General features: G+C 61.1%; 21 protein-coding genes. 10 read left to right on the top strand and 11 right to left on the bottom strand.

The annotated features are described in order from the left end of the window. Nucleotides 1-19: 19 nt before the first annotated feature. Together LOY37_RS10365 and LOY37_RS10360 are read right to left on the bottom strand one after the other, a co-directional pair. Nucleotides 20-1153 carry an aminotransferase class V-fold PLP-dependent enzyme gene (locus LOY37_RS10365; RefSeq protein ID WP_258716806.1) on the bottom strand — a complete coding sequence of 378 codons (1134 nt, stop codon included), beginning with the start codon at nucleotides 1151-1153 and terminating at the stop codon, nucleotides 20-22. Nucleotides 1154-1186: 33 nt separating this feature from the next. Then, nucleotides 1187-1627 carry a hypothetical protein gene (locus LOY37_RS10360; RefSeq protein ID WP_093384562.1) on the bottom strand — a complete coding sequence of 147 codons (441 nt, stop codon included), beginning with the start codon at nucleotides 1625-1627 and terminating at the stop codon, nucleotides 1187-1189. 188 nt (nucleotides 1628-1815) lie between these two features. On the opposite strand from LOY37_RS10360, the gene LOY37_RS10355 reads away from it, so the two are divergent. Beyond that, complete coding sequence (locus tag LOY37_RS10355; RefSeq protein ID WP_258716805.1) at nucleotides 1816-2193, top strand: DUF4440 domain-containing protein; 378 nt, start codon at nucleotides 1816-1818, stop codon at nucleotides 2191-2193. A 177-nt stretch (nucleotides 2194-2370) separates the two neighbouring features. Here LOY37_RS10355 and LOY37_RS10350 read toward each other — a convergent pair whose 3' ends face one another. Then, nucleotides 2371-3387 carry an AraC family transcriptional regulator gene (locus tag LOY37_RS10350; RefSeq protein ID WP_258716804.1) on the bottom strand — a complete coding sequence of 339 codons (1017 nt, stop codon included), beginning with the start codon at nucleotides 3385-3387 and terminating at the stop codon, nucleotides 2371-2373. A gap of 218 nt (nucleotides 3388-3605) precedes the next feature. Between LOY37_RS10350 and LOY37_RS10345 the strand changes: the two genes are divergently transcribed. Continuing rightward, the gene (locus LOY37_RS10345; protein ID WP_258716803.1) at nucleotides 3606-4589 is read left to right on the top strand and encodes a hypothetical protein; all 984 of its coding nucleotides are present in this window, start codon (nucleotides 3606-3608) and stop codon (nucleotides 4587-4589) included. 457 nt (nucleotides 4590-5046) lie between these two features. Here LOY37_RS10345 and LOY37_RS10340 read toward each other — a convergent pair whose 3' ends face one another. From LOY37_RS10340 to LOY37_RS10330, 3 genes are all read right to left on the bottom strand, one after another. Then, nucleotides 5047-7473: a TonB-dependent receptor gene (locus LOY37_RS10340; protein ID WP_258716802.1), complete on the bottom strand. Its 2427-nt coding sequence runs from the start codon at nucleotides 7471-7473 to the stop codon at nucleotides 5047-5049. A 147-nt stretch (nucleotides 7474-7620) separates the two neighbouring features. Beyond that, nucleotides 7621-8580: a FecR family protein gene (locus LOY37_RS10335; protein WP_258716801.1), complete on the bottom strand. Its 960-nt coding sequence runs from the start codon at nucleotides 8578-8580 to the stop codon at nucleotides 7621-7623. A gap of 71 nt (nucleotides 8581-8651) precedes the next feature. After that, on the bottom strand, nucleotides 8652-9170 hold the full coding sequence (locus tag LOY37_RS10330; RefSeq protein ID WP_258716800.1) for a sigma-70 family RNA polymerase sigma factor: 519 nt from the start codon (nucleotides 9168-9170) through the stop codon (nucleotides 8652-8654). A gap of 214 nt (nucleotides 9171-9384) precedes the next feature. Between LOY37_RS10330 and LOY37_RS10325 the strand changes: the two genes are divergently transcribed. After that, nucleotides 9385-9948: a hypothetical protein gene (locus LOY37_RS10325; protein WP_045201534.1), complete on the top strand. Its 564-nt coding sequence runs from the start codon at nucleotides 9385-9387 to the stop codon at nucleotides 9946-9948. A gap of 13 nt (nucleotides 9949-9961) precedes the next feature. On the opposite strand, the gene LOY37_RS10320 is transcribed toward LOY37_RS10325, so the two are convergent. Next, nucleotides 9962-10495 (bottom strand): OmpA family protein, encoded by a 534-nt coding sequence (locus tag LOY37_RS10320; protein WP_258716799.1) that lies wholly within the window; start codon nucleotides 10493-10495, stop codon nucleotides 9962-9964. 30 nt (nucleotides 10496-10525) lie between these two features. Further along, a complete protein-coding gene (locus LOY37_RS10315; RefSeq protein WP_408980708.1) occupies nucleotides 10526-11740 on the bottom strand; it encodes a serine hydrolase in 1215 nt (404 codons plus the stop codon). 118 nt (nucleotides 11741-11858) lie between these two features. On the opposite strand from LOY37_RS10315, the gene LOY37_RS10310 reads away from it, so the two are divergent. After that, nucleotides 11859-12770, top strand: coding sequence for a LysR family transcriptional regulator (locus tag LOY37_RS10310; protein WP_045201538.1), 912 nt, complete (start codon nucleotides 11859-11861; stop codon nucleotides 12768-12770). Here LOY37_RS10310 and LOY37_RS10305 read toward each other — a convergent pair. The 3 genes from LOY37_RS10305 to LOY37_RS10295 all read right to left on the bottom strand — a co-directional run bounded on the left by LOY37_RS10305 (nucleotide 12737) and on the right by LOY37_RS10295 (nucleotide 16685). Further along, nucleotides 12737-14239, bottom strand: a complete 1503-nt coding sequence (locus tag LOY37_RS10305) for an aspartate/glutamate racemase family protein (RefSeq protein ID WP_258716797.1) — start codon at nucleotides 14237-14239, stop codon at nucleotides 12737-12739. The two genes, LOY37_RS10310 and LOY37_RS10305, sit on opposite strands and share 34 nt — an antisense overlap. Nucleotides 14240-14270: 31 nt before the next feature. Beyond that, nucleotides 14271-15584, bottom strand: a complete 1314-nt coding sequence (locus LOY37_RS10300; RefSeq protein ID WP_258716796.1) for an MFS transporter — start codon at nucleotides 15582-15584, stop codon at nucleotides 14271-14273. A 177-nt stretch (nucleotides 15585-15761) separates the two neighbouring features. Beyond that, nucleotides 15762-16685 (bottom strand): carbon-nitrogen hydrolase family protein, encoded by a 924-nt coding sequence (locus LOY37_RS10295; RefSeq protein WP_258716795.1) that lies wholly within the window; start codon nucleotides 16683-16685, stop codon nucleotides 15762-15764. 219 nt (nucleotides 16686-16904) lie between these two features. Here LOY37_RS10295 and LOY37_RS10290 point away from each other — a divergent pair, with 219 nt between their 5' ends. The 6 genes from LOY37_RS10290 (at nucleotide 16905) to LOY37_RS10265 (ending at nucleotide 21829) form a co-directional block, all read left to right on the top strand. Further along, complete coding sequence (locus LOY37_RS10290; protein WP_258716794.1) at nucleotides 16905-17360, top strand: multidrug/biocide efflux PACE transporter; 456 nt, start codon at nucleotides 16905-16907, stop codon at nucleotides 17358-17360. A 61-nt stretch (nucleotides 17361-17421) separates the two neighbouring features. Further along, a complete protein-coding gene (locus LOY37_RS10285) occupies nucleotides 17422-18087 on the top strand; it encodes a S24 family peptidase (RefSeq protein ID WP_258716793.1) in 666 nt (221 codons plus the stop codon). Between the two features lie 113 nt (nucleotides 18088-18200). Beyond that, nucleotides 18201-18494: a helix-turn-helix transcriptional regulator gene (locus LOY37_RS10280; RefSeq protein ID WP_258716792.1), complete on the top strand. Its 294-nt coding sequence runs from the start codon at nucleotides 18201-18203 to the stop codon at nucleotides 18492-18494. 99 nt (nucleotides 18495-18593) lie between these two features. Next, nucleotides 18594-19883: an FAD-binding oxidoreductase gene (locus LOY37_RS10275; protein ID WP_258716791.1), complete on the top strand. Its 1290-nt coding sequence runs from the start codon at nucleotides 18594-18596 to the stop codon at nucleotides 19881-19883. 12 nt (nucleotides 19884-19895) lie between these two features. Next, on the top strand, nucleotides 19896-20453 hold the full coding sequence (locus tag LOY37_RS10270; RefSeq protein ID WP_045201551.1) for a helix-turn-helix domain-containing protein: 558 nt from the start codon (nucleotides 19896-19898) through the stop codon (nucleotides 20451-20453). Nucleotides 20454-20476: 23 nt separating this feature from the next. Next, nucleotides 20477-21829 (top strand): glutamine synthetase family protein, encoded by a 1353-nt coding sequence (locus LOY37_RS10265; RefSeq protein WP_258716790.1) that lies wholly within the window; start codon nucleotides 20477-20479, stop codon nucleotides 21827-21829. Nucleotides 21830-21877: the final 48 nt, after the last annotated feature.

Below are 21877 nucleotides of genomic sequence, written 5' to 3'. Positions count from 1 at the left end.
GGTGGCTGGGTGAGCGGGCTTAGTTCACCATCACCTCGTCCAGTGCCTGCTCGAGGGTGCTCACCGTGCGCTCGATATTGTGCAGCTTTTCGAGCCCGAACAGGCCGATGCGGAAGGTCTGGAAGTCGGCCGGCTCGTCGCATTGCAGCGGCACGCCGGCGGCGATCTGCAGGCCCTGGACGGCAAATTTCTTGCCGTTCTTGATATCGCCATCATCGGTGTAGCTCACCACCACGCCAGGGGCCTGAAAGCCGGCGGCGGCCACGCTTTTGATGCCTTTGCCGGTCAACATTGCGCGCACCCGATCGCCCAGAGCCTGTTGCTCGCCGCGCAGCTTGTCGAACCCGTAGGCTTGCATCTCTTTCATCACCTCGTTGAATCGCGCGAGGGAATCGCTGGGCATGGTCGCATGGTAGGCATGTCCGCCCTGCTCATAAGCCTGCATGATCTGCAGCCACTTTTTCAGGTCGCAGGCAAAGCTGCTGCTTTGCGTCTGCTCGATGCGCTCGAGGGCCAAAGCGCTGAACATCACCAGGGCGCAGCAAGGGGAAGCGCTCCAGCCTTTTTGCGGTGCGCTGATCAGCAGGTCGACTGCGCATTTGTGCATATCCACCCAAATCGTGCCTGAGGCGATGCAGTCCAGCACGAACAGGCCACCCACCGCATGCACGGCATCACCAACGGCTCGCAGGTAATCATCGGGCAGGATAATCCCTGAGGAGGTTTCAACGTGAGGGGCGAAGACAACCTGTGGCTTGTGCGTCGCAATGGCTGCCAGCACTTCGTCCAGAGGGGGTGGCGCGTAGGCCGCCTGGCGACCCGCGTCGAGCGGCCGGGCTTTGAGCACCGTGGTGGCCACCGGGATATTGCCCATCTCAAGGATCTGGCTCCAGCGAAAACTGAACCAGCCGTTGCGTATCACCAGGCATTGCTGGGCGCTGGCAAACTGTCGCGCAACCGCTTCCATGCCGAACGTGCCGCTGCCCGGTACCACCGCAACAGCCTGGGCGTTGTAGACCTGTTTAAGGGTCGTGGAAATGTTGTTCATCACGCCTTGAAATGACTGCGACATGTGGTTGAGCGAGCGGTCGGTGTAGACCACCGAGTACTCGACCAGCCCCTCAGGATCAATACTGGGATATAGCTTTGACATGGAGTGACTCCTTTGGCAGAGATATCAGTGGTATTACTCGGGAATGCCGGTCAACGTATGCACTACCCGCATTGCACAAGGCGGTCGAGCCCCTTGCGGGTCGATCTGTTCGCATTTCTTCAGCAGCGGATAGGCATCGGCAAACTTCATGGCCGCCACTTGTTCAGCGTGCTGCTGCGAAACAAAGCAGTGCTCGAACCGGAAGGCGGCATACACCTCGGGCAGCAGTGCCGGGTAATCGTAAACCTCGTCGACGATACTCTTTAGCATCTTGGACATCTGCCCGTCGGCCGCGGGAGAAATCCTGGTGAGTAAATCATCCTTGGCGACGCCCGCTTGCCTGGCCGCAATGACTTCCTTCGACGCACCGATGGATGCCTGCATTCCCTGCGGAAACGGACAATCAGACGCCGCCAATGCCGAGGCCGACGCCATGCAACTCAGTAAAGTGAAAACAGCAGCCATCCTTGTCATGGAACTTCCTTATGTGTAGCAAGCATTGTTGAAATAAGCTGCGGATTCTAACCGATACCAGATGATGCGCTCCATTGACCTGGTCCGCTGCGGGGTTTGGCTATGTATATCGACGGTCGAAGTCAGGCTGTCGCTACCGCCACGCCGTGGCGCGCAGGCATGGTGAATCGCAGACGGAGGTCAATTACATGAAAATTTCGAAGGCATGTCTGGAGCCTGTTATTCACGCACTGGAGGCGAGCCTGCTTGAACGCAAGACACGCCTTGATCGCGACATGCTGACCCGCCTGCTGGCTCAGGACTTTGTCGAGTTTGGCGCGGAGGGTATCGCCTGGAACCGGTCACAAACCATCGACGCATTGCTGGTGCAGGATTTTGTCCAGCGTCAGATCACCGATTTTCAGATTCGTATCCTCTCCGAAAAGGTGGTGCTGGCCACCTATCGGTGCACGGTCGATAGCCCGAACGGCACCCGTGATTCTTTGAGAAGCTCCATCTGGCGTCGGCTGGGAGACGATTGGCAGATGGCATTCCACCAGGGTACGACAAGGGCAGCAGAAATTTGATCAGCTATTGGTGCCATGCTTGGGTGAGTGGCCGCTTTGGGCAGAAATCGGCCAGAAGCGTACTGATTCGCAGCAGGCCAGTCTCCTGCATTGAGGTTCGCAGGTACCTACCTTTTCAGGGGCAATTCAATCGCCTCGCTTAACGCGCCATTGGCGCCGAAAGCGGCAAGCCCATTGCTACTCTCGAAAGGCTCCCGGAGGGCGGTCGAACCAGCGCTTGAAGGCACGGTGGAAAGTGCTGGTATCCCTGAACCCCAGCCGCTCGCTGACCGTCGCCACGGGCAGCCCCTGGCGAATCAGCTCCGCAGACAACTCGCGACGTACCTCCGCCACCAGCGCGCTGAAACTGGTGCCCTCTTCCTTCAAGCGTCGGTATAGCGTGGTGCGACTGACGTGCAACGCCTGGCAGGTTGGCTCGATGCTCATGCCTTCTGGCAGGCTTGCGAGAATCAAGCGACGCACCGTGCCGGCAAGCGTATCTGCGTCTTGCAGCTGCGCGAGTGTCGCCCTTGCACGAGACTCCAGCATCTGTCGCAGGTAGTCGCTGGCGCCAAGAATGGGATGCTGCAGGAAGTCTCGCGGCAGGTGGAGGCTGTTTCTCTCGCTGTCGAAGCGCAGCTCGCTGCCGAACAGCTCGACATAGTGCGCATGGTAGGCCGGGGATGGGAAAGCGAACTCGCAGGCCAGAGGCCGCAGCTCTACGCCGGTCATCTCCCGGCTCCAGCGCAGCACTGCACTCATGCTGCGTTCGATGGCGGCCTGCGGGTAGGTTTTGCCGGGGGCGAAGGTGATCTCCAGCACCAGAGCATCTGCCGTTTCACTGTACTGCCAGCTCTCCGAAGGGTTCATCAGCGCGATATGCCGCTGGAACACTTCCAGCACCTCGCTCACCCGACTGCATTGGCGCAACCAACTAGCCAGCACGCCATGCGTGGCGGGGTTGAAGGTCTGCCCGATCAGCAGGCCGATATGCGGCAATTGCGTGTTGTTCGCGGCGAACTGCCACAGCGCCAGTAACTGGGTCTCGTCGACACGCTGCTCCTGGATCGGCGATGCCGCAGCCCCCTGGTCGAGAAGTTTGGCACCCTCCACACCGGCCTCCCGCAACTGGGTTGCAGTGACCACGCCGAGATTCAGCAACTGGTCGTGCAGATCCAGCACTGCGACGGCCGATACGGTGGTACTTCTGACCATCGGACTTGCTCTTGGTAGTTGCTTGGGTAACGACTCTAACGCACGGTGCAGAGCGGCGGCCAGCCGTCGGCCATGCAAGTGCAGGTTGCAACCAAAAGCCATACAAGTTGAACCGCAGAGCCATGGCCAGCCGTCATCGGACTGCCTAGCATCGACGACACGACCATGGCACAGGAAGACCTGCTATGCCCGAGCACAGAATCGAATCGTTAAGCGCCTTGCGCGCACTGATTCCGCCACCACCGGCGATTATGCACAAACGCCTGCAGCGCAAGTTGGATGAGCACTGCCTGCTGATGATCCGCCAAGCGACGGTTTGCGCCGTCGGCTTCGCCGACCCGCGGTTAGATATCGAGTACCTCGATTTGCGCCACCATCCAGTGTTACGGGCCGAGGGCCAGGACATCTTGCTGCCCTGGCCGGCAGACAAAGCGATCTCACAGCAGCCGATAGAGGAAATGGCCTGCAGTCTGTATTTCATCCTGCCCGGCGTGGGGTTCAGCCTGCGCGCCAATGGCCGGGGCTCTCTGCGGGCCGGAAAGCTGTTGGAGTTTCGCGCCGAGGCGCTGTTCCTGCACTGTTCGCGAGCCAAGGTACGCGCCGATTTCTGGCGGGCCAGAGAGTACACCACGCCCTTTTTAGCTGACACAGGGCAGGCCTTGTCCGAGCCAGCGCAGGCCTTTATCGCCGCCTCGCCGTACCTGCTGATGCTTACGCAGCGCCAGGCCGACGCCACCGAGATGTCGCCACGAGGTGACCCGGCTGGTTTCGTACAGGTACTGGATCGCCACACTCTGCTGGTACCGGAACGCCCTGGCAACAAGGTTGCCTGCAGCCTGAGCAATATTCTCGTCGATGGCGCCTTGCGCCTGTCCTTCCTTCAGCCCGGCGCCGACACGGTTTTATCCGTGGCCGGGCGCGCCTGGTTGAACAACGACTCGAACTTGCTCGCCCCACTGGCAATCAACGGCAAGCCACCTAGGGTCGCTACCGTCGTGAACGTCGAGCGCTATCGCTTCCAGCACTGCCCAGCACTGCTGGCGGCGGGCTTGTGGGATCGCGCAACACACCTGGACGAAAGGCAGATTCCAGCCTTTTCCAAGATGCTGTCCGAGCACATGAACGGTACGGGCCTGTTGGGCAAGGCCACCAGCCTGGTGGTCGATGCGGTGGTCAAGCATGACCTGCGCCATCTCTACTGAGGTGACGGGGTAGGCGACGGCTTAAATGCCCTTCTGTACCTTGCCCAGCCGGATGCTTATTGCTGTCCGTCAGCATCCGAATTCACTGCGCTTTCTAGCGAGGTTCTGCTCTAGCCGATCATGTAAGCATGCGACTGGCTGGTATTGGCCGGTTTAGGTCATCCACGAACGGGCCGCAAAGGGTCGAAAGCAGCCATCCACAACCGGCAGCTAACGACCCTTAGCTGCCCTTCACCACTGACAGCTAACGGCAAAAAGCCGCCCCTGACGAAGCACAGCGATCCGTTGCGACTGAGCGTGACTTTCTTCCAAGCGGCTGCTACAGCCGCTTGAAAATCGGTTTATTGACCGGTGCTCACGATCGTGGGCGGCAAGGCGGCCTTCATCGCAAGACCAGGCCGTTGAAGTGGCAGCCGATGTGATACACACAAAGCCCTCTGAAACCTCCGGCTCGCAACTAATTCTCGTAGCGTAGGGTGATGGCAAAGTTGCGGGGTTCGCCGTAATAGTTTCCGGTGTCTTGACTAAAAATCGCGGTGTAGTACTTCTCGTCGAAAACATTGTTGAGGTTCAATTGAACGCTCAGGTTCTGGTCGATTCGCAAGTTGGCGTTCAGGTCCACAAGGTTGTAGGCACTCTGCGAAATCTCGTTCAGGTACAGCTTGCTCTGATGGTAGACGCTGGTCCCCACTCGCCATTGATCCAACTTCCCTGGCAGCTGATAGGTGGTGGCGGCCTTGAACAGTCGCTGTGGCGAATTTTCTGTGCCATAAGCGTCACCCTTTTTGGTACCGGCGATGTATTTTGGATGACTGTAGGTGTAGCCCATCAAGGCATTCCAGCCGGGCATCAACTCGCCTGAAACCTCTGCCTCGAACCCGCGGTTTCGCACTTTCGCACCCTCGGTGTAGCACCGCGAATCACGCGTTGGCCCGCAGACACGTCCAGCATCGGGAACGACCTGCGCAAGGCCTGACTGATCTACCTGGAAGAGCGCCAGGGCGGTATTCAACCTGCCATCGAACAGCTCGTTTTTCGTGCCGACTTCGTAGTTACTGCCCGTCGTGGGTTCCAGCAATGTGTTGTCGACGCTGTAGTTGCCCTGCATCTTATAGATCTCGGTATAGCTGGCGTACACCGAGGTGTTGTCATTGACGTCGTAGACGATGCCGCCGTAAGGGATGACCTTGCGATTTTCCTTGAAGCGGTCCGTCTCCCAGGGGCCTTGGGTGTCGTAGTCGACCCAGCTCAAACGGCTGCCGAGAATGACGTGCAGATCATCGAGCGGATTGAGGCGGGTGGCGGCATATATGCCCTTGTCCTTACGCACATGTCGGCTGGGCGTCAGGCTGCCGACTATGTGCGGTTCAGGGAACTGCGAGGTGTCGAAGTCCAGAATGTCGACGATAGGGTTCACGCTTGATGAGCCTGTCACGTACTGCAGCCTGTCGCGCCTCATGTTGGTCCCTATCACCACCTCATGCTTGCCCCCCAGCAGGGTGAATGCGCCGTTGAGCGCCGCGTCGAGATTGATCTGTTCGTCATCGTAACGAGCGCTGTTCGGCCAGTACTGCATCGTCGAATCGGAGTCTTTGCTGTGATACCCAACCTGAGCGAGAAAATCTGCATTGGACCAGATCAGATTGGTGGCGACGGTGAGGTTCCAGTCCTCATTGAAGCTGTGCTTGATATCGGCAAAAACGTTGCGGTTGATCTTGTCCAGGTGGGCCCACTTACCGGCGAACGACTTCGAACGCGAGAAGTTGTAAGAACTGCCATCCAGGTGGGTGGGCAAACCACCCCAGTCGTAGCCGCCGTTATTGTCCTGCTGGAAAGATGCCCCCACCGCGATCGTGGTCGAGTCACTCAAGTCGGCTTCGCCAATGGCGTAGAACAGCTGATTGTCCTTGTCAGCGTAGTCCTGGTAGCTATTTCGACTGTTGTACATCAGGACCGTACGGCCACGCAGGGTGCCCTCTGCGTTCAGGGGGCCGCCAACATCGAGTTGCGTGCGGTAGTTGTCCCACGAGCCAGCACCGAGCTCCGCCTTGAGTTGGTATTCACGCGTCGGTCGCTTGCGCACCATATTTATCGCCGCAGACGGATTACCTGCCCCTTGCATCAGGCCTGTCGCACCTCGGACAATTTCCACCCGGTCATACATGGCCATGTTGTTCACTGACATGACGTCCATCGAGAAACTTTCCGTGACGCTGCTCGGCAGGCCATCGAACTGCAGGTCGTCGACCTGGAACCCTCGCGAGTAGTAAAGCGCACGCTCTGTGCCGAACCCTTTAACCGTGCTGATGCCTGTCGCTGCCCTTGCAACGTCTTCCAACGACTGCATGTTCTGGTCATCCATCTGTTGCCGAGTGACCACACTGATGGACTGAGGCGTTTCACGCGGCGAAAGCCCCAACCTTGTCGCCGTGTTGGTAAGGCCAGTGGTGTAGGCGCCGGTCCCCTCAGTTGTCGAAGCCAGCCTGAGTGCATTCACATCGGTAGCGCCCAGCTCCAGCACTGCCGAATCAGTCGATAGCTTGCGCAAGGTCAGCGTCTTGTCATTGACGAACTCATAACCGAAACCACTGCCGCTGAGCAGATGATCGAGCGCCTCATTGACCTTGTAGGGCCCGCTCAACCCAGCGCTGTTCATTCCACTTACCTCGTCGGAATTGAAAATGATGCGCAGGCCGGCTTGATCGGCGAATCGGGTTAGTGCGCTGTCCAGTGGCTGGGCAGCGATATTGAAGAGCTGAGTGACAGCGAAGGCTTCGGAGCCCCTGGCATGAGCATCGACCGGTGCCAGCAGTCCGAGCAAGGCAGCCAGTGCCATTGCCTGGCGCAACGAATGCGCACGGGTACGTAAGGAGACATGAAACATGAAAGCAACCTTTCCCTAGAGTTGGCTGCGCGACTTTAATGTGAATGATTCGCGCTTCGTATCTACGACGAAACGACGTGGAGGACCTTGCCAAAGAATTTTCATTTTTTTGCAAGGTGCTCTCCGGGAAGGGATGCTGGCCCTGTATCAGCGCTTGGGCCGCACCAGCGTGAGTAACGGCAACCGAGTGATGCGAAGTGGCTGCGTCTGCTCAAGCGCATTAAGCGCATTAAGCGCAGCGTGTGGATCATCCACTTCGAATGTGCCGCTGATACGCCGTGCCGCCAGCGTTTCATCCGTCAGGTAGAGGACGCCTGGGATGTACCGGTCGAGTTCGGCGAGCACCTCACCCAGCGGCCGCGCATTGAAAATCAATTTGCCTCGCTGCCAGGTGGCGACATCCTGCACATCGACTTCCACCGCCATCTGCGGCGCCAGACCCTGGCGATAGGCCGTGGATTGCCCTGCGGGCAGACGCAGGGTCTCCCCGCCCGAACTGAGCTGGACTATCCCTTCGCTCACCTGGACGGTGACTTTGTCGCCGCGCTGATCCACATCGAAACGTGTGCCGATTGCCTGCACATCACCTTGAGCGGCGTGAACGATAAAAGGCCGCGATGAATCCTTGGCAACTTCGAAGAGTGCTTCCCCTTGATACAGCGTGATGCCACGTTGGTTATGGCTGTAATTCACCGACAGCACGGTGTCACCATTCATCCACAGCCGACTGCCGTCTTCAAGGCGCAATTCCCGTCGCTCGCCAGGGTCTGTCACATGATCGGCATACAGCGCTGACCAGGGGCGTTGCAGCGCTGCACTGAACACCACTAATGCAACACAAGCTGCCATGCCGGCTGCCCATAAGGCGCGTACAGGTTTACGACGCTTCTCGGGGGGCGGAGCAACGAATTGTCGGGCTTTTTGTGTGAGCGGGAACGCGCCCCACAATGCCTCGGCCCTGCTTGCGGCGTGAGCATGGAACGCAGAGCGCTGGCACCAGTTGTCATAGGCCAGGTGATCGGCTGTAGTAGCCCGACCTGAGTGCAGATGCACCAGCATCTCGATGGCCTGGTCTTCCAGATCGGAAGGATCAACACTGTCGGTCATGGGTTCTTCAAGCTTGGAAGTGTGAAGAGGCGTCAGAGTCTGGGGGGGCACGTTCGTATAAGGCAAGCGGTTCATCTCCACTGCGTCCGGCTCAGCGAGTCGCGACAATGACGTACAGCTTGAACAATGTACTTCCCCACGGTGCTTTCGGAAACGCCGAGTCTTATGGCGATCTGCGCATGGGTCAGCCCCTCGAGACGGTTGAGCAGTAGCGCCAACCTTGCGTTGGTTGGCAACTTGTCCATGGCGCTATCGAGCTGTGCCAAAGCCTCATCCGTGATCAGAGCAGTCTCTGGTGAAGGGCGTGGATCGCATACCTCCAGGGCCTGTGATTCATCGGCATGCAAGGCATTGAGTCGCCCCTCCCGACGCATACGATCAATGGCCAGGTTGCCAGCAATACGGAACAGAAACGCGCGAGGCTCCTGTATCGGTTCGCCCGCCGGCAGGTTAACCAAACGCAGATAGGTATCCTGAGCCACATCGGCAGCTTGCTCAACGTTACCCAACCGCCGAGCCAGGAACGCCAACAGTTCTGCGTAGTGCTCATGGAAGTTGGTTAGCAGATCAGAGGTGCCAATGCGTGACATGCTCAGCCCTATTTCGGTGAACCGGCCCCGCCGGAGAGCGGCGAATACTACATTAACTGAGAAGCATTATTAAATGGATTAAGAGCAGCGGCCCCGTTTTGCAGCGGAGTTCCGCGCAGACACGTCGGTGATTAAAGCCGACAGTCAAACCCAGCCTTAAGGCAATGGCGTCAATTTGATATCATGGCTGTCAGTCGAAGCAAGGAACTGCTCCATGATCTCACGCGCAAAAAAAATCCTCTGCCTGCCTGGCATTCTGCTGCTGGCGGCAGTTTCCTCCCAGGCTGTCGCTGGGCACTTCGTCATTGACATGCAAACCGATGAAGGCCGCAAGCTGGCGAAAACCATCGGCACCGATAAGTACCGCTACGCCTTGTTCAACGAGTTCAGCAAGGACGCGCCGTACAGTGCGATTGCGCTGAGCAACTCGGAGGGTTTCAAGGACGGCGTTGTCGTTTACAACGCCGTCATCAATGCCACGGAACAGGGCGCAAAAATGATCTTCACGCAGTTTGTCGACTGCGGGAAGCTGCAGACCAATGAGGGCTTTATTGAAGTCAACGATCAGCCGATCAAGGTGCTGCATGAGTGCCGCGAGGAAAAACCAGGCACCAAGGTGTCGATCTTCCTGCCGGTCTCCGATGCCGCGCAGCACTATATCTACAACGCCTTCGCCAAGGATGTCCCGGTGAAGGTCAGGATGGATAAACACCCCGTGGTGTTTCCAACCGACGGTTTCCTTGAGGCCTGGAGCGTAAGAAACAAGAAGGCGCTTTGAACTCAAGCCCTGCTCACTGTTGCTCAAACTCATAGCCCAAACTGTGCCCATGGCTGACCCACTCCACCACGCCCCGGCGGTTGAGCTTCAAGTCGTCCTTGCCACTGCCCTCGCGCACCGGTGAATGCTCGCCATAGGCGTGAACATTCACCTGTTCATACAAGGCGCCGTACTTGACCAGGTAATAGGCGATCATCGCGGCACGCGCCTGGGCCAGGACGAAGTTCTGCTCGGGCGAGCCGATGTCATCGGTATGGCCCTCGACAAACACTTCGGCCTCGGGATGGCTCACCAGATAGTTGGCCACATAGGCAAGCCTGGCCTGATAAGGCGGCTCGATCGCCGAGCTGTCGGTGTCGAAATACACCACCAGGCCACCGGCCACATCGGGCTCATCCGACAGCGCTTGCAGGACGCGCTGGTTGTTGGCATCGGCCTCGGCCGCCGAGACGAACAGCGAGTGTTCGCTGGTGCTTGCAGGGTTGCTGCAGCCTGTCGCCGTCAATACCAACAGCACGGGCAGGAAGCAGCGCAGATAACGGTTCATAGGCCCCTCTTCTCGTCTACAGGATCGCAACTAGCCCGCGCACAACAGGCACACGCCCAGCCATTGGTACACCTTGAGCAACAGGTAGTCCCAGGCCCGGCTGAACCAGCCGCCCTCTTCCACGCTTTCCATCACCACCAGCGGCTTGCTGGCGACGTGTTTTGAGCCCACCTGGAAGTTGACCACCCCCACCACCTGCCCCGCCTGCAACGGCGCGTGAAGTTCGGCGGTGTCGACGATGGCGCTGGCCTGCACCTCGGACGAGTGCCCGTAGGGCACGCTGATGGTCGCTTGCGCGCCGGCATTGAGCTTGACGTTGCGGGTCTGGCCAAACCACACCCGCTTGCTCATGAACACTTCGTCGGCCTGGATCGGCGTCACCGTCTCGAATGCGCGAAAGCCCCACTTGAGCAGTTTTTCCGACTCCTGAAAGCGCAGCCGATCGGACTTGGCGCCCATCACCACGGCAATCAGGCGGCGCCCGTCACGTTGCGCCGAGGTGACCAGGCTGTAGCCGCCTGCGCTGGAGTTGCCTGTCTTCAGGCCATCGACATCCAGGCTGGTACTCCACAACAGGCGGTTGCGGTTGTATTGCTGAACGTTGTTGAAGGCGAAGGCCCTTTGTTTGTACAAGGCGTACTCCGCCGGCAACTCGGCAATCAGCGCACGGCTGAGTATCGCCATGTCGCGGGCACTGCTGTATTGCCCTTCGGCGGCCAGGCCATGGACGGTCTTGAACTGGGTATTGGTCAGGCCAAGTTTGCCGGCCTGTTCATTCATCAGGTCGATAAAGGCGTTTTCGCTGCCGGCAATGTAAGTGGCCAGGGCAATACAGGCGTCATTGCCAGACTGCACCACAACCCCGGTATTGAGGTCTTGTACCGAGACCCGGTCGCCGGGTTTGAGAAACATCAACGAAGAGCCCTGCAAGTGCGGATTGCCTGCGGCCCAGGCATCGTGCTCGATGGTCACCCGGTCACTGGCGCTGAGTGCGCCGGACTGCAGAGCCTCGCCGATCACATAACTGCTCATGATCTTCACCAGGCTGGCAGGGTCGATGCGCGCATCGGCATTGCCCTGGGCCAGGACTTCGCCACTTTCATAGTCCATCAACATCCACGATTCGGCGGCGACGCCCGGTGCCGCAACAAGGTCTGCAGCACTTACCGTAAAAGACCCACTGGCCACTAACCACGGTGCAAGTAATACACACAACAACCCCTTAACTACTGCTGAACCTTTCATACGCTCCCAAACTCGACTGCCCAACTCATCAGCCACTGCAAATACGCTGATGAAGTATTTGTTCGCGGATTGTGCGTACGCCTATACTATAAATCAATCAACTATCAAGATATCTGATATGCATAGCATTGATATCGACTCTGTCGACTTGAACTTACTGCGAGTGTTTGTCGCCCTGATCGAAGAAGGCGGTGCCAGCCGCGCGGCGCTGCGCCTGGGGGTCACCCAGCCTGCGGTCAGTGCGGCCCTTGCGCGGCTGCGGGAAATTTACGCCGACCCGTTGTTCGAACGTACCGGCCGTGGCCTGCGCCCGACCCTGCGCGCCAACGAGCTGGCGCCGCTGATTGGCGAGGCCCTCAATCGCTGCCGGCAAGCCTTTGCGTTGTCGGTCGCCGGCAAAGACATCAAGGGCCGGACCATCACCATCGGCCTCTCCGACGACAGCGAAATCGCCCTGGGGCAAAGCCTGGTGGCGCTGATCGATGAACAACTGCACGGCCTGCGCATTCTGTTCCGCCAGACCCACAGCGGCCTGGTGCAGGACATGCTCATGCATCATCAGATCGATATCGCCGTGTCTGCCGGCGGGCTGTCGTCGCCGCTGATTGCCCGCCACCGCCTGGGCCGCGGCAACTACCTGTGCATCGCCGACGCTGACAACAGCATCCCCAGCAGCGCCGAAGACTACGCCCAGCGGCCGCACCTGCTGGTGTCGTCGGGCGGTTTCGTCGGCATCGTCGACGAGGGGCTGAATGCGGCCGGCTACAAGCGCAGCATCCGCGCCTCGACCTCGCACTTTGCCGCAGTGCCGTTTCTGCTGGTGGGCTCGAAGCTGATCACCACGGTGCCCACCCACGCCGCCCGGGCCATGGAACGGGTCAGCACCCTGCAGACCTTTCCCTGCCCGGTGCCGCTGCCCTCCTACGACCTGGAAATCGGCACGCGGGTGGGCAGCAAGCACGACAGCACGCTGCAAACGGTCAAGTCGCTGATCATTCAACTGGTGGACAACACCTTCTGCCTGTCCTGAGGCCGGGCATCGAGCGCCAGTTGCACGCACGCGCGGGCCAGTACCGTGGTCGGGTCGACCACCGCCACCCGGTGCCGGCCCAGGCCCATGGCCGGCGTCGGGCTGAGCACCAGCGGCAGCTCAGTGCAGCCCAGAATCAACACCCCGGCACCCAGCTCGCACAGGTGCTCGGCGACCACCAGCAACTGCTCCTTGCAGATGCCCTCGGTAAACCCGGCCTTGATCCCGCGCGCACCGTAAATCGCCTCCATCACCAGCGCCTGGTACTCGTGCCCCGGGGTGAGCAACTGCAAGCCGGCCGCCCGCGCAGCCTCATGATAGACAGCGCTTTGCAACGTGCCCGAGGTGGCCAGCAAGCCCACTGGCGTGCTCGATCCGTACTGCTCGACGATGCAGGCAATGGTCTCGTCGAGCATGTTGACGATCGGCACCTCAAGGTGCGGCTGGATACGCGCTACGAACGCATGAGCGGTGTTGCACGGGATGGCGATGGCATCGGCACCGGCGTCCGCCAGGCGCTGGCAGGTGGCGTAGAGGGCAATGGTCGGATCGGTTTCAGCCCTGAGCAGGTTCGCGGTGCGGTCGGGAATCTGCGGGTTGTGCTCGACCACCATTTTGATGTGGTCCTGATCCTTGCCGGCGGGCGTGTTGGCCACGACCTTATCCATGAAGTCCACCGTTGCCGCCGGCCCCACGCCGCCGACGACGCCGAGCTTGAACGGCGCCTCGGCGCGCCGGTAGTGCTCGCTGGCGGCGAAGTCGGCATAGATCGCATTGCTGTCGAGCATGGCAATGCCGCTACGCTGCAAGGCCGCGCAGACCAGGGCCAGCTCGGTCATGCCCGGTACGATGACGGCCGCACCCTGCGCCTGCAGCGCGCCAGCCAGGCGCTGCACCGCCTCGAGCGGCGCGCCGTCGAGCCCGCCGTGCTTGATGCCAGCCTCGCCGTACACCGCCGCCATCAAGGCTGCCTGCTCGGCCGCCGGCGGGTAGCTGAGGCGGTAGTCGCCGCCCAGGTAGCGCTCGAACAGCCCGGACCCGCGAACCACATCCGAGGCCAGCATGCCGAGCACCGTCCCCGGCGCATACCGGCCGGCAATGTGCTGCTTGAGCGCCGCCATCATGTCGAGAATACGCAGGCTCAGTTGCTCCTGGATCTCGCCAAGGAAGGTATGGCTGGCGAAGCACGGCAGCATCACCGTCTCGATACCGCGGGCCTCGAACGCCTTGCACAGTTCATAGACATAGAACTTGCGCGAGGCGATGCTGGCCCCGGCGTAAAGGGGCAACGCGGCGTCGCTGAAAGCCTGCTGCTCCAGCAGCAGGTGGCAGTTGAACTGCTCGGCCAGCACCTGGCGCGAGCGGGTCAGCTTGTAGAACAGGTCTGCCCCGGCCAGCGCCCCCAAGCCGCCGATCACGCCGATTTTGCGTACCGCGACAGCTTCATCCGATTGCACTTTTGTCTTCATTGCCTTGACCTGTTGGTGGCTTGCGTCGGGTTCACAGTGATTCGCAGACTTCACCCTGCACCGCCAGCGTTGGGCTCTCTTTGATAAGCCGGGCCGGCAGCGCCAGGATCAGCGCGCCAGCGCCGACCACCAGCAAGCCGGCGAACAGGTACAGGCCGATATCCAGGCTGCCGGTGCTGGCCTTGACCAGCCCCAGCACCGTTGGGCTGGTGAAGCCGCCGAACAGCGCCAGGGAGTTGATCAGGGCAATGCCGCCGGCAGCCGATTCACTGCCCAGGTAACGGGTGGGGATGGTCCAGAACAACGGCATCGAGGCATACAAGCCGACCGCCGCCACGCTCAGGGTCACCAGGCCCAGCACCAGGTTGCCCGGCACCAGGGTGCAGGCGATCAACGCGCAGGCGGCCACCAGCATGCAGCTTGCCAGGTGCCAGCGGCGCTCGCCGACGGCATCGGAATGCCTGCCGATGACGATCATGCCCACGGCGCTGGCGATGTAGGGCAGCGCCGTCAGCAGGCCAATATGGAAAGGGTCGTCGACGCCGTAGCTTTTGATCATCCCCGGCAGCCAGAAACCGAGAATGTAGAGCCCGGCCATTACCGAGAAATACACCAGCGCCAGGGCATAGATGCGCGGGTCGCGCACCACCGCACCGAGTGCGTGGCTTGTGCTGCCGGTGGGCGTGCCAACCTCTGCGGCGATGCGCTGGCGCTCTTCGCGGCTCAGCCACGTTGCCTGCTCGGGCCGGTCGATCAGCAGGAAGCCAGCCAGAATACCGAGGATGACCGCCGGCGCCCCTTCGAGCAGGAACATCCACTGCCAGCCGTGCAAATCATGCACGCCTTCCATGGCGCGAATGATCCAGCCTGACAGCGGCCCGCCGAGAATGCCGGCGATGGCAATGGCCGACATGAACACGGCGATCACGCTGCCGCGCATGCGCACCGGAAACCAGTAGGTCAGGTAAAGGATGATGCCCGGGAAGAACCCGGCTTCGAACACCCCGAGGAAAAACCGCGCCAGGTAGAACTGCAAAGGCGTCTGCACGAACATCATGCACGACGACACCAGCCCCCAGGAAATCATGATGCGCATGATGGTCTTGCGCGCACCGATGCGGGTCAGCAGCAGGTTGCTGGGCACTTCAAACAGCACATAACCGAGGAAAAACACCCCGGCGCCGAGCCCGTAGACCGCATCGCTGAAGTTCAGGTCCTGCTGCATGCGCAACGCGGCGAAACCGATATTGACCCGGTCCAGGTAGGAAACGATGTAACTGACAAACAGCAGCGGCAATATCTTCCAGGCGATCTTGCGGTACAGCAGGTGCGAACCAGTATTCATTTCTGACAAGCCTCTAGTATTTTTGTTATTGGTGCAGGGCAACGCAAAGCGCAGAAACTTCAAAGCAACGATCAACCGCAGAGCGTGTCGGAATCGACAGGCACCTGGCCTCAGGACGAAGCCAGGTGTGCAGCAACATCAGGGCAACCGGCGCACGCGCGCCCTGCCCACTTCGGGTTATTGCTGGAACTTCACCGAGCTTTTCGCCCGTTCATCAACCAGCAAGGTGAAGACATCCGGGCGCGAATAGTGGCCGACCACATCAAAGTCGTACCGCGCCTTGACCAGCTCGGCCGAATCGATCTGCGCCACCAGCAAACCGGGGCCGTGCTTCAATGGCCCGGCAATCACCTCGCCCATGGGGCCGATGATCACGCTGTTGCCCTGCATCAGCGGACGGTCGTCATCCCAGTGCGGCAGGCTGGTGCCCAGGTCGCGTGGCGACGGCTGGTACTGGCAGGCGCTGACCAGAAAACAGCGCCCTTCGTGGGCGATATGGCGCATGGAGATTTGCCAGTTGTCGCGCTCGTCCACCGTCGGCGCGCACCACACCTCGATGCCTTTGGCGTACATCGCCGTGCGCAGCAGCGGCATGTGGTTTTCCCAGCAGATTGCCGCGCCGATCTTGCCCACCGGGGTATCGATCACCGGCAGGGTCGAGCCGTCGCCCTGGCCCCAGATCAGCCGTTCGCTGCCGGTCGGCATGAGTTTGCGGTGGTTGGCCACCAGGCCCTGCTCCGGCGAGAAGAACAGCGCCGAACAGAACAACGAGCTGCCACTGCGCTCGATGACACCGACCACCAGGTGCGCGCCGGTACGTTGCGCCAGGGCTTCGAGTTCGGCGGTTTCGGCGCCCGGCACATCGATGGCATTGGCAAAATAGCGCTCAAAGGCCTGGCGGCCTTCCGGCAGGCGATAGCCCATGTAGGTGCCGAAGATTTCGCCTTTCGGATAGCCGCCCAACAGGGCTTCGGGCATGACCACCAACTGGGCGCCAGCGGCCTTTATTTCAGCCTCGTAGGCAAGAATTGCCTCCAGGGTTGGTTGTTTGCCGTCGGGGTGCGAACCCAGTTGCAGTGCTGCCACAGTAGAGAGGGTCATGGGTCGTTATTCTTGGGTGATGGATGGTGTGTGCATGCTCCTCCGGCGCGTGATATCGAGCAATCCGCCAAAACTTAAATCTGATATCAACCGCACTGATATCGATACTTGAGCCAGGCAACCCAATCATTCCATCGCTTTTTACGATGGAATCTATTTTTCAAATAAGCAAAAAACCGATGAAAATTGCCTCACCGAAACACACCTTCAGGTGACGTCATGAAACTGCAAGCCACCCACAAATCCTTTGCTGAACGCATCGTCCACGCCGTCGGCTTCGAACTGATCGCCGTGCTGATCTGCGCACCGGTCGGCGCCTGGCTGCTGAACCGCTCGATGCTGGAAATGGGCGCGCTGGCGGTGATGCTGTCGACCGTGGCGATGATCTGGAACATGCTCTACAACGCGGCGTTCGACCGTCTCTGGCCGGTCAGCCGGGTCGCGCGTACGGTCAAGATCCGTGCCCTTCACGCCGGCGGCTTTGAAACTGGCTTTGTGCTGATCGGCGTGCCGATCGCAGCGCTGATGCTCGACGTGTCGCTGGTGCAGGCGTTCTTGCTGGAGATCGGTTTCTTCGCCTTCATGCTGCCCTACACCATGGCCTACAACTGGGCCTACGACCTGCTGCGCCAGCGCCTGCTGAGCGCACCGGCAAGCGTAGTGCGGGTGCAATAATCGCGTGAGTAACGCCGGGCCCCTCTTTAGCATCGAGCTAAATAGTGGCATTCTGCACCCCATGGATATCTACGCGATTCGCAAGCACAACCTGCTGCAGTTGCTCGGCACCCAGCGCAAGGCCAGCTGTGCCGAGCGCTGGGGCATGAGCCCGGCGCACCTGAGCCAGATCCTGTCGCTGCGCACAGAAAAAAACCTCGGCGATGAAGTGGCCCGGCGCATCGAGCAGGCCGAGCGCCTGCCTGCCGGCTGGATGGATGTGCTACAGGGCGAGGCTGGTGTACCGGCCAGCGGCGAGTTCGTCAGCATCGCCCACTTCGACATCCGCGGTTCGATGGGCAACGGCAACACGCCACCGGCCCATGTCGAAGTAATCCGCGACCTGACCGTGCACCTGAACTGGCTGCGTGGCCAGGGCATCAGTTTTTCTGCCGCGCACAACCTGGCAATCATCAGCGGCGATGGCGACAGCATGGCCGGCACCTTCAACGACGGCGACCCGCTGCTGGTCGACCGTGGCATTCACGAGGTGCGCAGCGATGCCATCTACGTGTTCAGCCTCGACGGCGACTTGTTCGTCAAACGCCTGCAACGCCTGACCGATGGCGCCTTGCGGATGATTGCCGACAATCCGCTGTACCCGCCGGTATTGATCGAAGGCGCGGCGCTGGAAAAACTGCACATTCATGGCCGGGTGCTACTAGTTTGGAACGCGCGAAGAGTATGATGGCAAAACAACCGACCGCCCTGGTCGGTTAATGGACACTAGACAACAGCAGTAGGATGTAGCGATTCCAGCAACGGATTGCTCGACCGAATCCGTGTGACTGAGATCGAATCATGAGCGGTAATCTGTGGGTGTGGGAAGAAGAAGAGCTGCTGGCAATGCGCAGGGCATTTGCTGCACTCAAGGCCGGGCAACCCCAGGCAGAGCGGGTGTCGCAGCGGCGCATGGCCGCCGAGATGGGCGTCAGCGTCACCACCCTGAATGCCTATATGACCGGCAAGCGGGCGCTGGACGTCAAGTTCGCGCTGATGTTCGAACGCCTCACCGGTATCTCCACGCGCAGCTACAGCCCGCGCCTGGCTGACGAGATCGCAAGCCACCGGCACCATCACAAACCTGCGGTCTAGAGCCTGCGCGCCATTGAACGCTGAGCCTCGCTTGGCCTCGTGAAATTTATCTGGTAGTTTTTCATGAAAAAATACCAATAAAAATTCATGAGGTCCGTCGTGTTCAAGCAATCCGCCCAGCATGTCGCCAGCTATTACGCCCAGACCTACCCCACCGCCATCCCTCTGCGCCCTACCCTGCAGGAACGCCTGGACACCGAGGTGCTGATCATTGGCGCCGGCTTCAGCGGCCTGCACACCGCCCTGCGCCTGGCGCTGGCCGGCAAGCGGGTGACCCTGGTGGAAGCCAGCCGGGTGGCCTGGGCGGCGTCCGGGCGCAATGGCGGGCAGGCGTTGCTGGGGTGGTCGTGCGACATGGCGCCGCTGGAAAAGGCCCTTGGCCAGGAACGCGCACGGCGCCTGTGGGACAGCATGCGCTGGGCCGCCAGCGAGCTGCGTGAATTGCCCGAGCGCCACGGTTTTGCCGTCGATTACCAGCGTGGCAGCCTGTGGGCGGCGGTGCTACCGCGACGGGTGGCCATGCTCCACGAGGCCAGGCACGAAGCCGAAACTAAATGGGGCTATGACCCGTTGCGGGTGATCGAGCGCGACGAATTGCCCGAATGGATCGGCAGCCCGCGCTACCAGGCCGCGCTGTACGATGCCGAAGGCGCCCACCTCAACCCGCTGAAACTGGCCCAGGGCCTGGCCAGCGCCATCGAAGCGGCCGGCGGGCGGATCTTCGAGCAAAGCCGGGTGCTCAGCTACCGCGATACCCCGGCAGGCTTTGTCGCCCGCACTGAAAAAGGCGAAATCCGCAGCGACGTGCTGGTGCTGGCCTGCAACGCCTACATCGACCAGCTTGACCGACCACTGTCGCAGCGCCTGCTGCCGGTGGGCTCCTATCAGGTGGCCACCGCGCCCCTGGACCCGGCCCTGGCCCGTTCGCTGCTGCCGCGCAACAGCTGCGTGATCGACAACCAGTTCGTCCCCGACTACTTCCGCCTGACCCCGGACCAGCGCCTGCTGTTCGGCGGCGGTTGCACCTACCTGGGCGGCATTCCCAAGGACGTTGCCGCCGCCACCCGCCCGGTGCTGGAACGGGCCTTCCCGCAGCTACAGGGCGTGGCGATCGACTACGCCTGGGGCGGGCATATCGATTGCAGCCTGCGCCGCACCCCGGACATCGGCCGTCAGGGCCAGCGCTACTGGCTGCAGGGCTTCTCCGGGCATGGCGTGCTGCCGACCCTGGCCGGCGCCCGCGCGGTGAGTGATGCGATCCTTGGCAACCACGATTTGCTGGCGTTGTACCAGGCCATCGACAACGGCCGTTTCCCCGGTGGCGACCTGCTCGCCGCGCCGCTGGAAGCTGCCGGCAAAGCCTGGTACCGCCTGCGCGACACTATTTGAGAGAGCCCCTTTATGGACATGCAGGAAGAAATCGAAAGCCTGGCGATCCTCATCCGCGACCTGCGCAAGCACCGCAACCTGACCCTCGGCGAGCTGGCCGAACGCATCGACCGTTCGGTGGGCTTTTTGTCTCAGGTCGAGCGCGGCCTGTCGCGCCCGACCGTGGCCGACCTCACCGCCATCAGCGAAACCCTGTGCGTGCCGACTACCTACTTCTACAACCTGAGCAAGCCGCGGCAAGTCGACTGGGTCACCCGCCCCGGCGAACGGCGCACCCTGTATTACGCCGCCGGGGTCACCGACGTGCTGGTCTCGCCCAAGCTCAACGGCGGTTTCTCGATGCTCGAAAGCCACCTGGCGCCCGGCGCCAGCAGCGGTGACGGGCACCTGGACGACAGCTCCGAGCAAGGCGGGTTTGTCCTCGAAGGCGAGTTGAGCCTGTGGCTCGATGACGCCCCGGAGCCGGTCACCCTGCAGGCCAACGACAGCTTCCAGTTGCCGGCGCACAGCCAGTTCCGCTACGCCAACCTGACCGAACACAGTACCCGGGTGCTCTGGGTATTCCGTTGAAACCAAGCGCAGGATCGCACGTGATGACAACAATAAAAGACTGCCCTGATCTGCTTAGTGAAGTACGCGCATTTCGCGCCGAGCATCCTCAGGTGCGTTATGTCGACCTGATCAGCCTGGACATCCCCGGGCACTTTTATGGCAAGCGCTACCCGATCGACATGCTCGAAAAAGTCGCCGCCGGCAGCGCCCTGAAACTGCCGCAGAACTGCGTGCTGCTCGGTGTTCAGGGCGGCCTGCACCCGATCGGCGACTACTGCTTCAACGACGGCGACCCGGACGCGCCACGGCGGCTGATCCCCGGCACCCTCAAGCCGGTGCGCTGGGAGAACCAGCCGCTGGGGCAGATGCTGATCAGCTCTGACGGCACCGCCGCGCCCATTGAGTTCGAGCCCCGAGAAGTGCTAGCGCGGGTGCTGCAACGCCTGGAACGGCGCGGCATTCGCCCGGTGGTGGCCTTTGAGCTTGAGTTCTACCTGTTCGACCGCGCGCTCAAAGACGGCCTGCCGCAGTTCCCCCGCGACCCGTTCAGCGGCGATGCCGATGACCAGCCGAACATGCACATCGAGCGCCTGTCGCGCTATTCCGACGTGCTGCGGGACATGGTCGAGGCCGCCAACGAGCAAGGCGTGGACGCCAACGTCATTACCGCAGAACTGGGCCCTGGGCAGTTCGAGATCAACTTCGGCCACTGCGACGACGGCCTGCGCGCCGCCGACTGGGCCGCCCTGTTCGCCCGCAGCACCCGTGGCGTGGCGCTCAAGCACGGCATGCGCGCCAGCTTCATGAGCAAGCCCTACCTCGACGCGCCGGGCAGCGGCATGCACGTGCATGTCAGCCTTTACGACCAGCAGGGCAACAACCTGCTGGCTGCCGACAACCAGCGCCCGCTGCGCCATGCCGTGGCTGGCTGCCTGGAACTGCTGCCGCAGTGCATGCCGATCTTTGCCGCCAACCACAACGCGATGCGCCGCTACGGCGCCATGGTCAACGCTGCGAGCCGCGCCAGCTGGGGCTTTGAAGACCGCGACGCGTGCATTCGCATCCCCGAATCGGACCCTCGCAACCTGCGCATCGAACACCGTCTGGCCGGCGCCGACGCCAACCCATACCTGGTGCTGGCAGCGATTTTAAGTGGCATGGAACACGGTTTGGAGGCCGGCAAAGAGCCGATTGCGCCGCTCAACGAAGACCGCAGCAGCGGCATCGACTTTCCCAAGGACATGCTCGCGGCGGTGGCGGCCATGCGTCATCACCCGGTGGTCAATGAGCGGTTGGGCAGTGAGTTCGTCATGGTCTATTGCGAGAACAAGAGGCAGGACCACCTGGCGTTCATGCATGAAGTAAATGCGCGGGAGTATCGCTGGTTTCTCTAGACTGCGCCGGCCTCATCGCGGGTCTCGACTTGATCCGCGATAGGGCTC

Origin of the sequence: Pseudomonas sp. B21-012, from assembly GCF_024749305.1 — a bacterium.
In the GTDB taxonomy this organism is placed as follows: Bacteria; Pseudomonadota; Gammaproteobacteria; order Pseudomonadales; family Pseudomonadaceae; genus Aquipseudomonas.
This window is presented reverse-complemented; position numbering and strand designations above follow the sequence as displayed.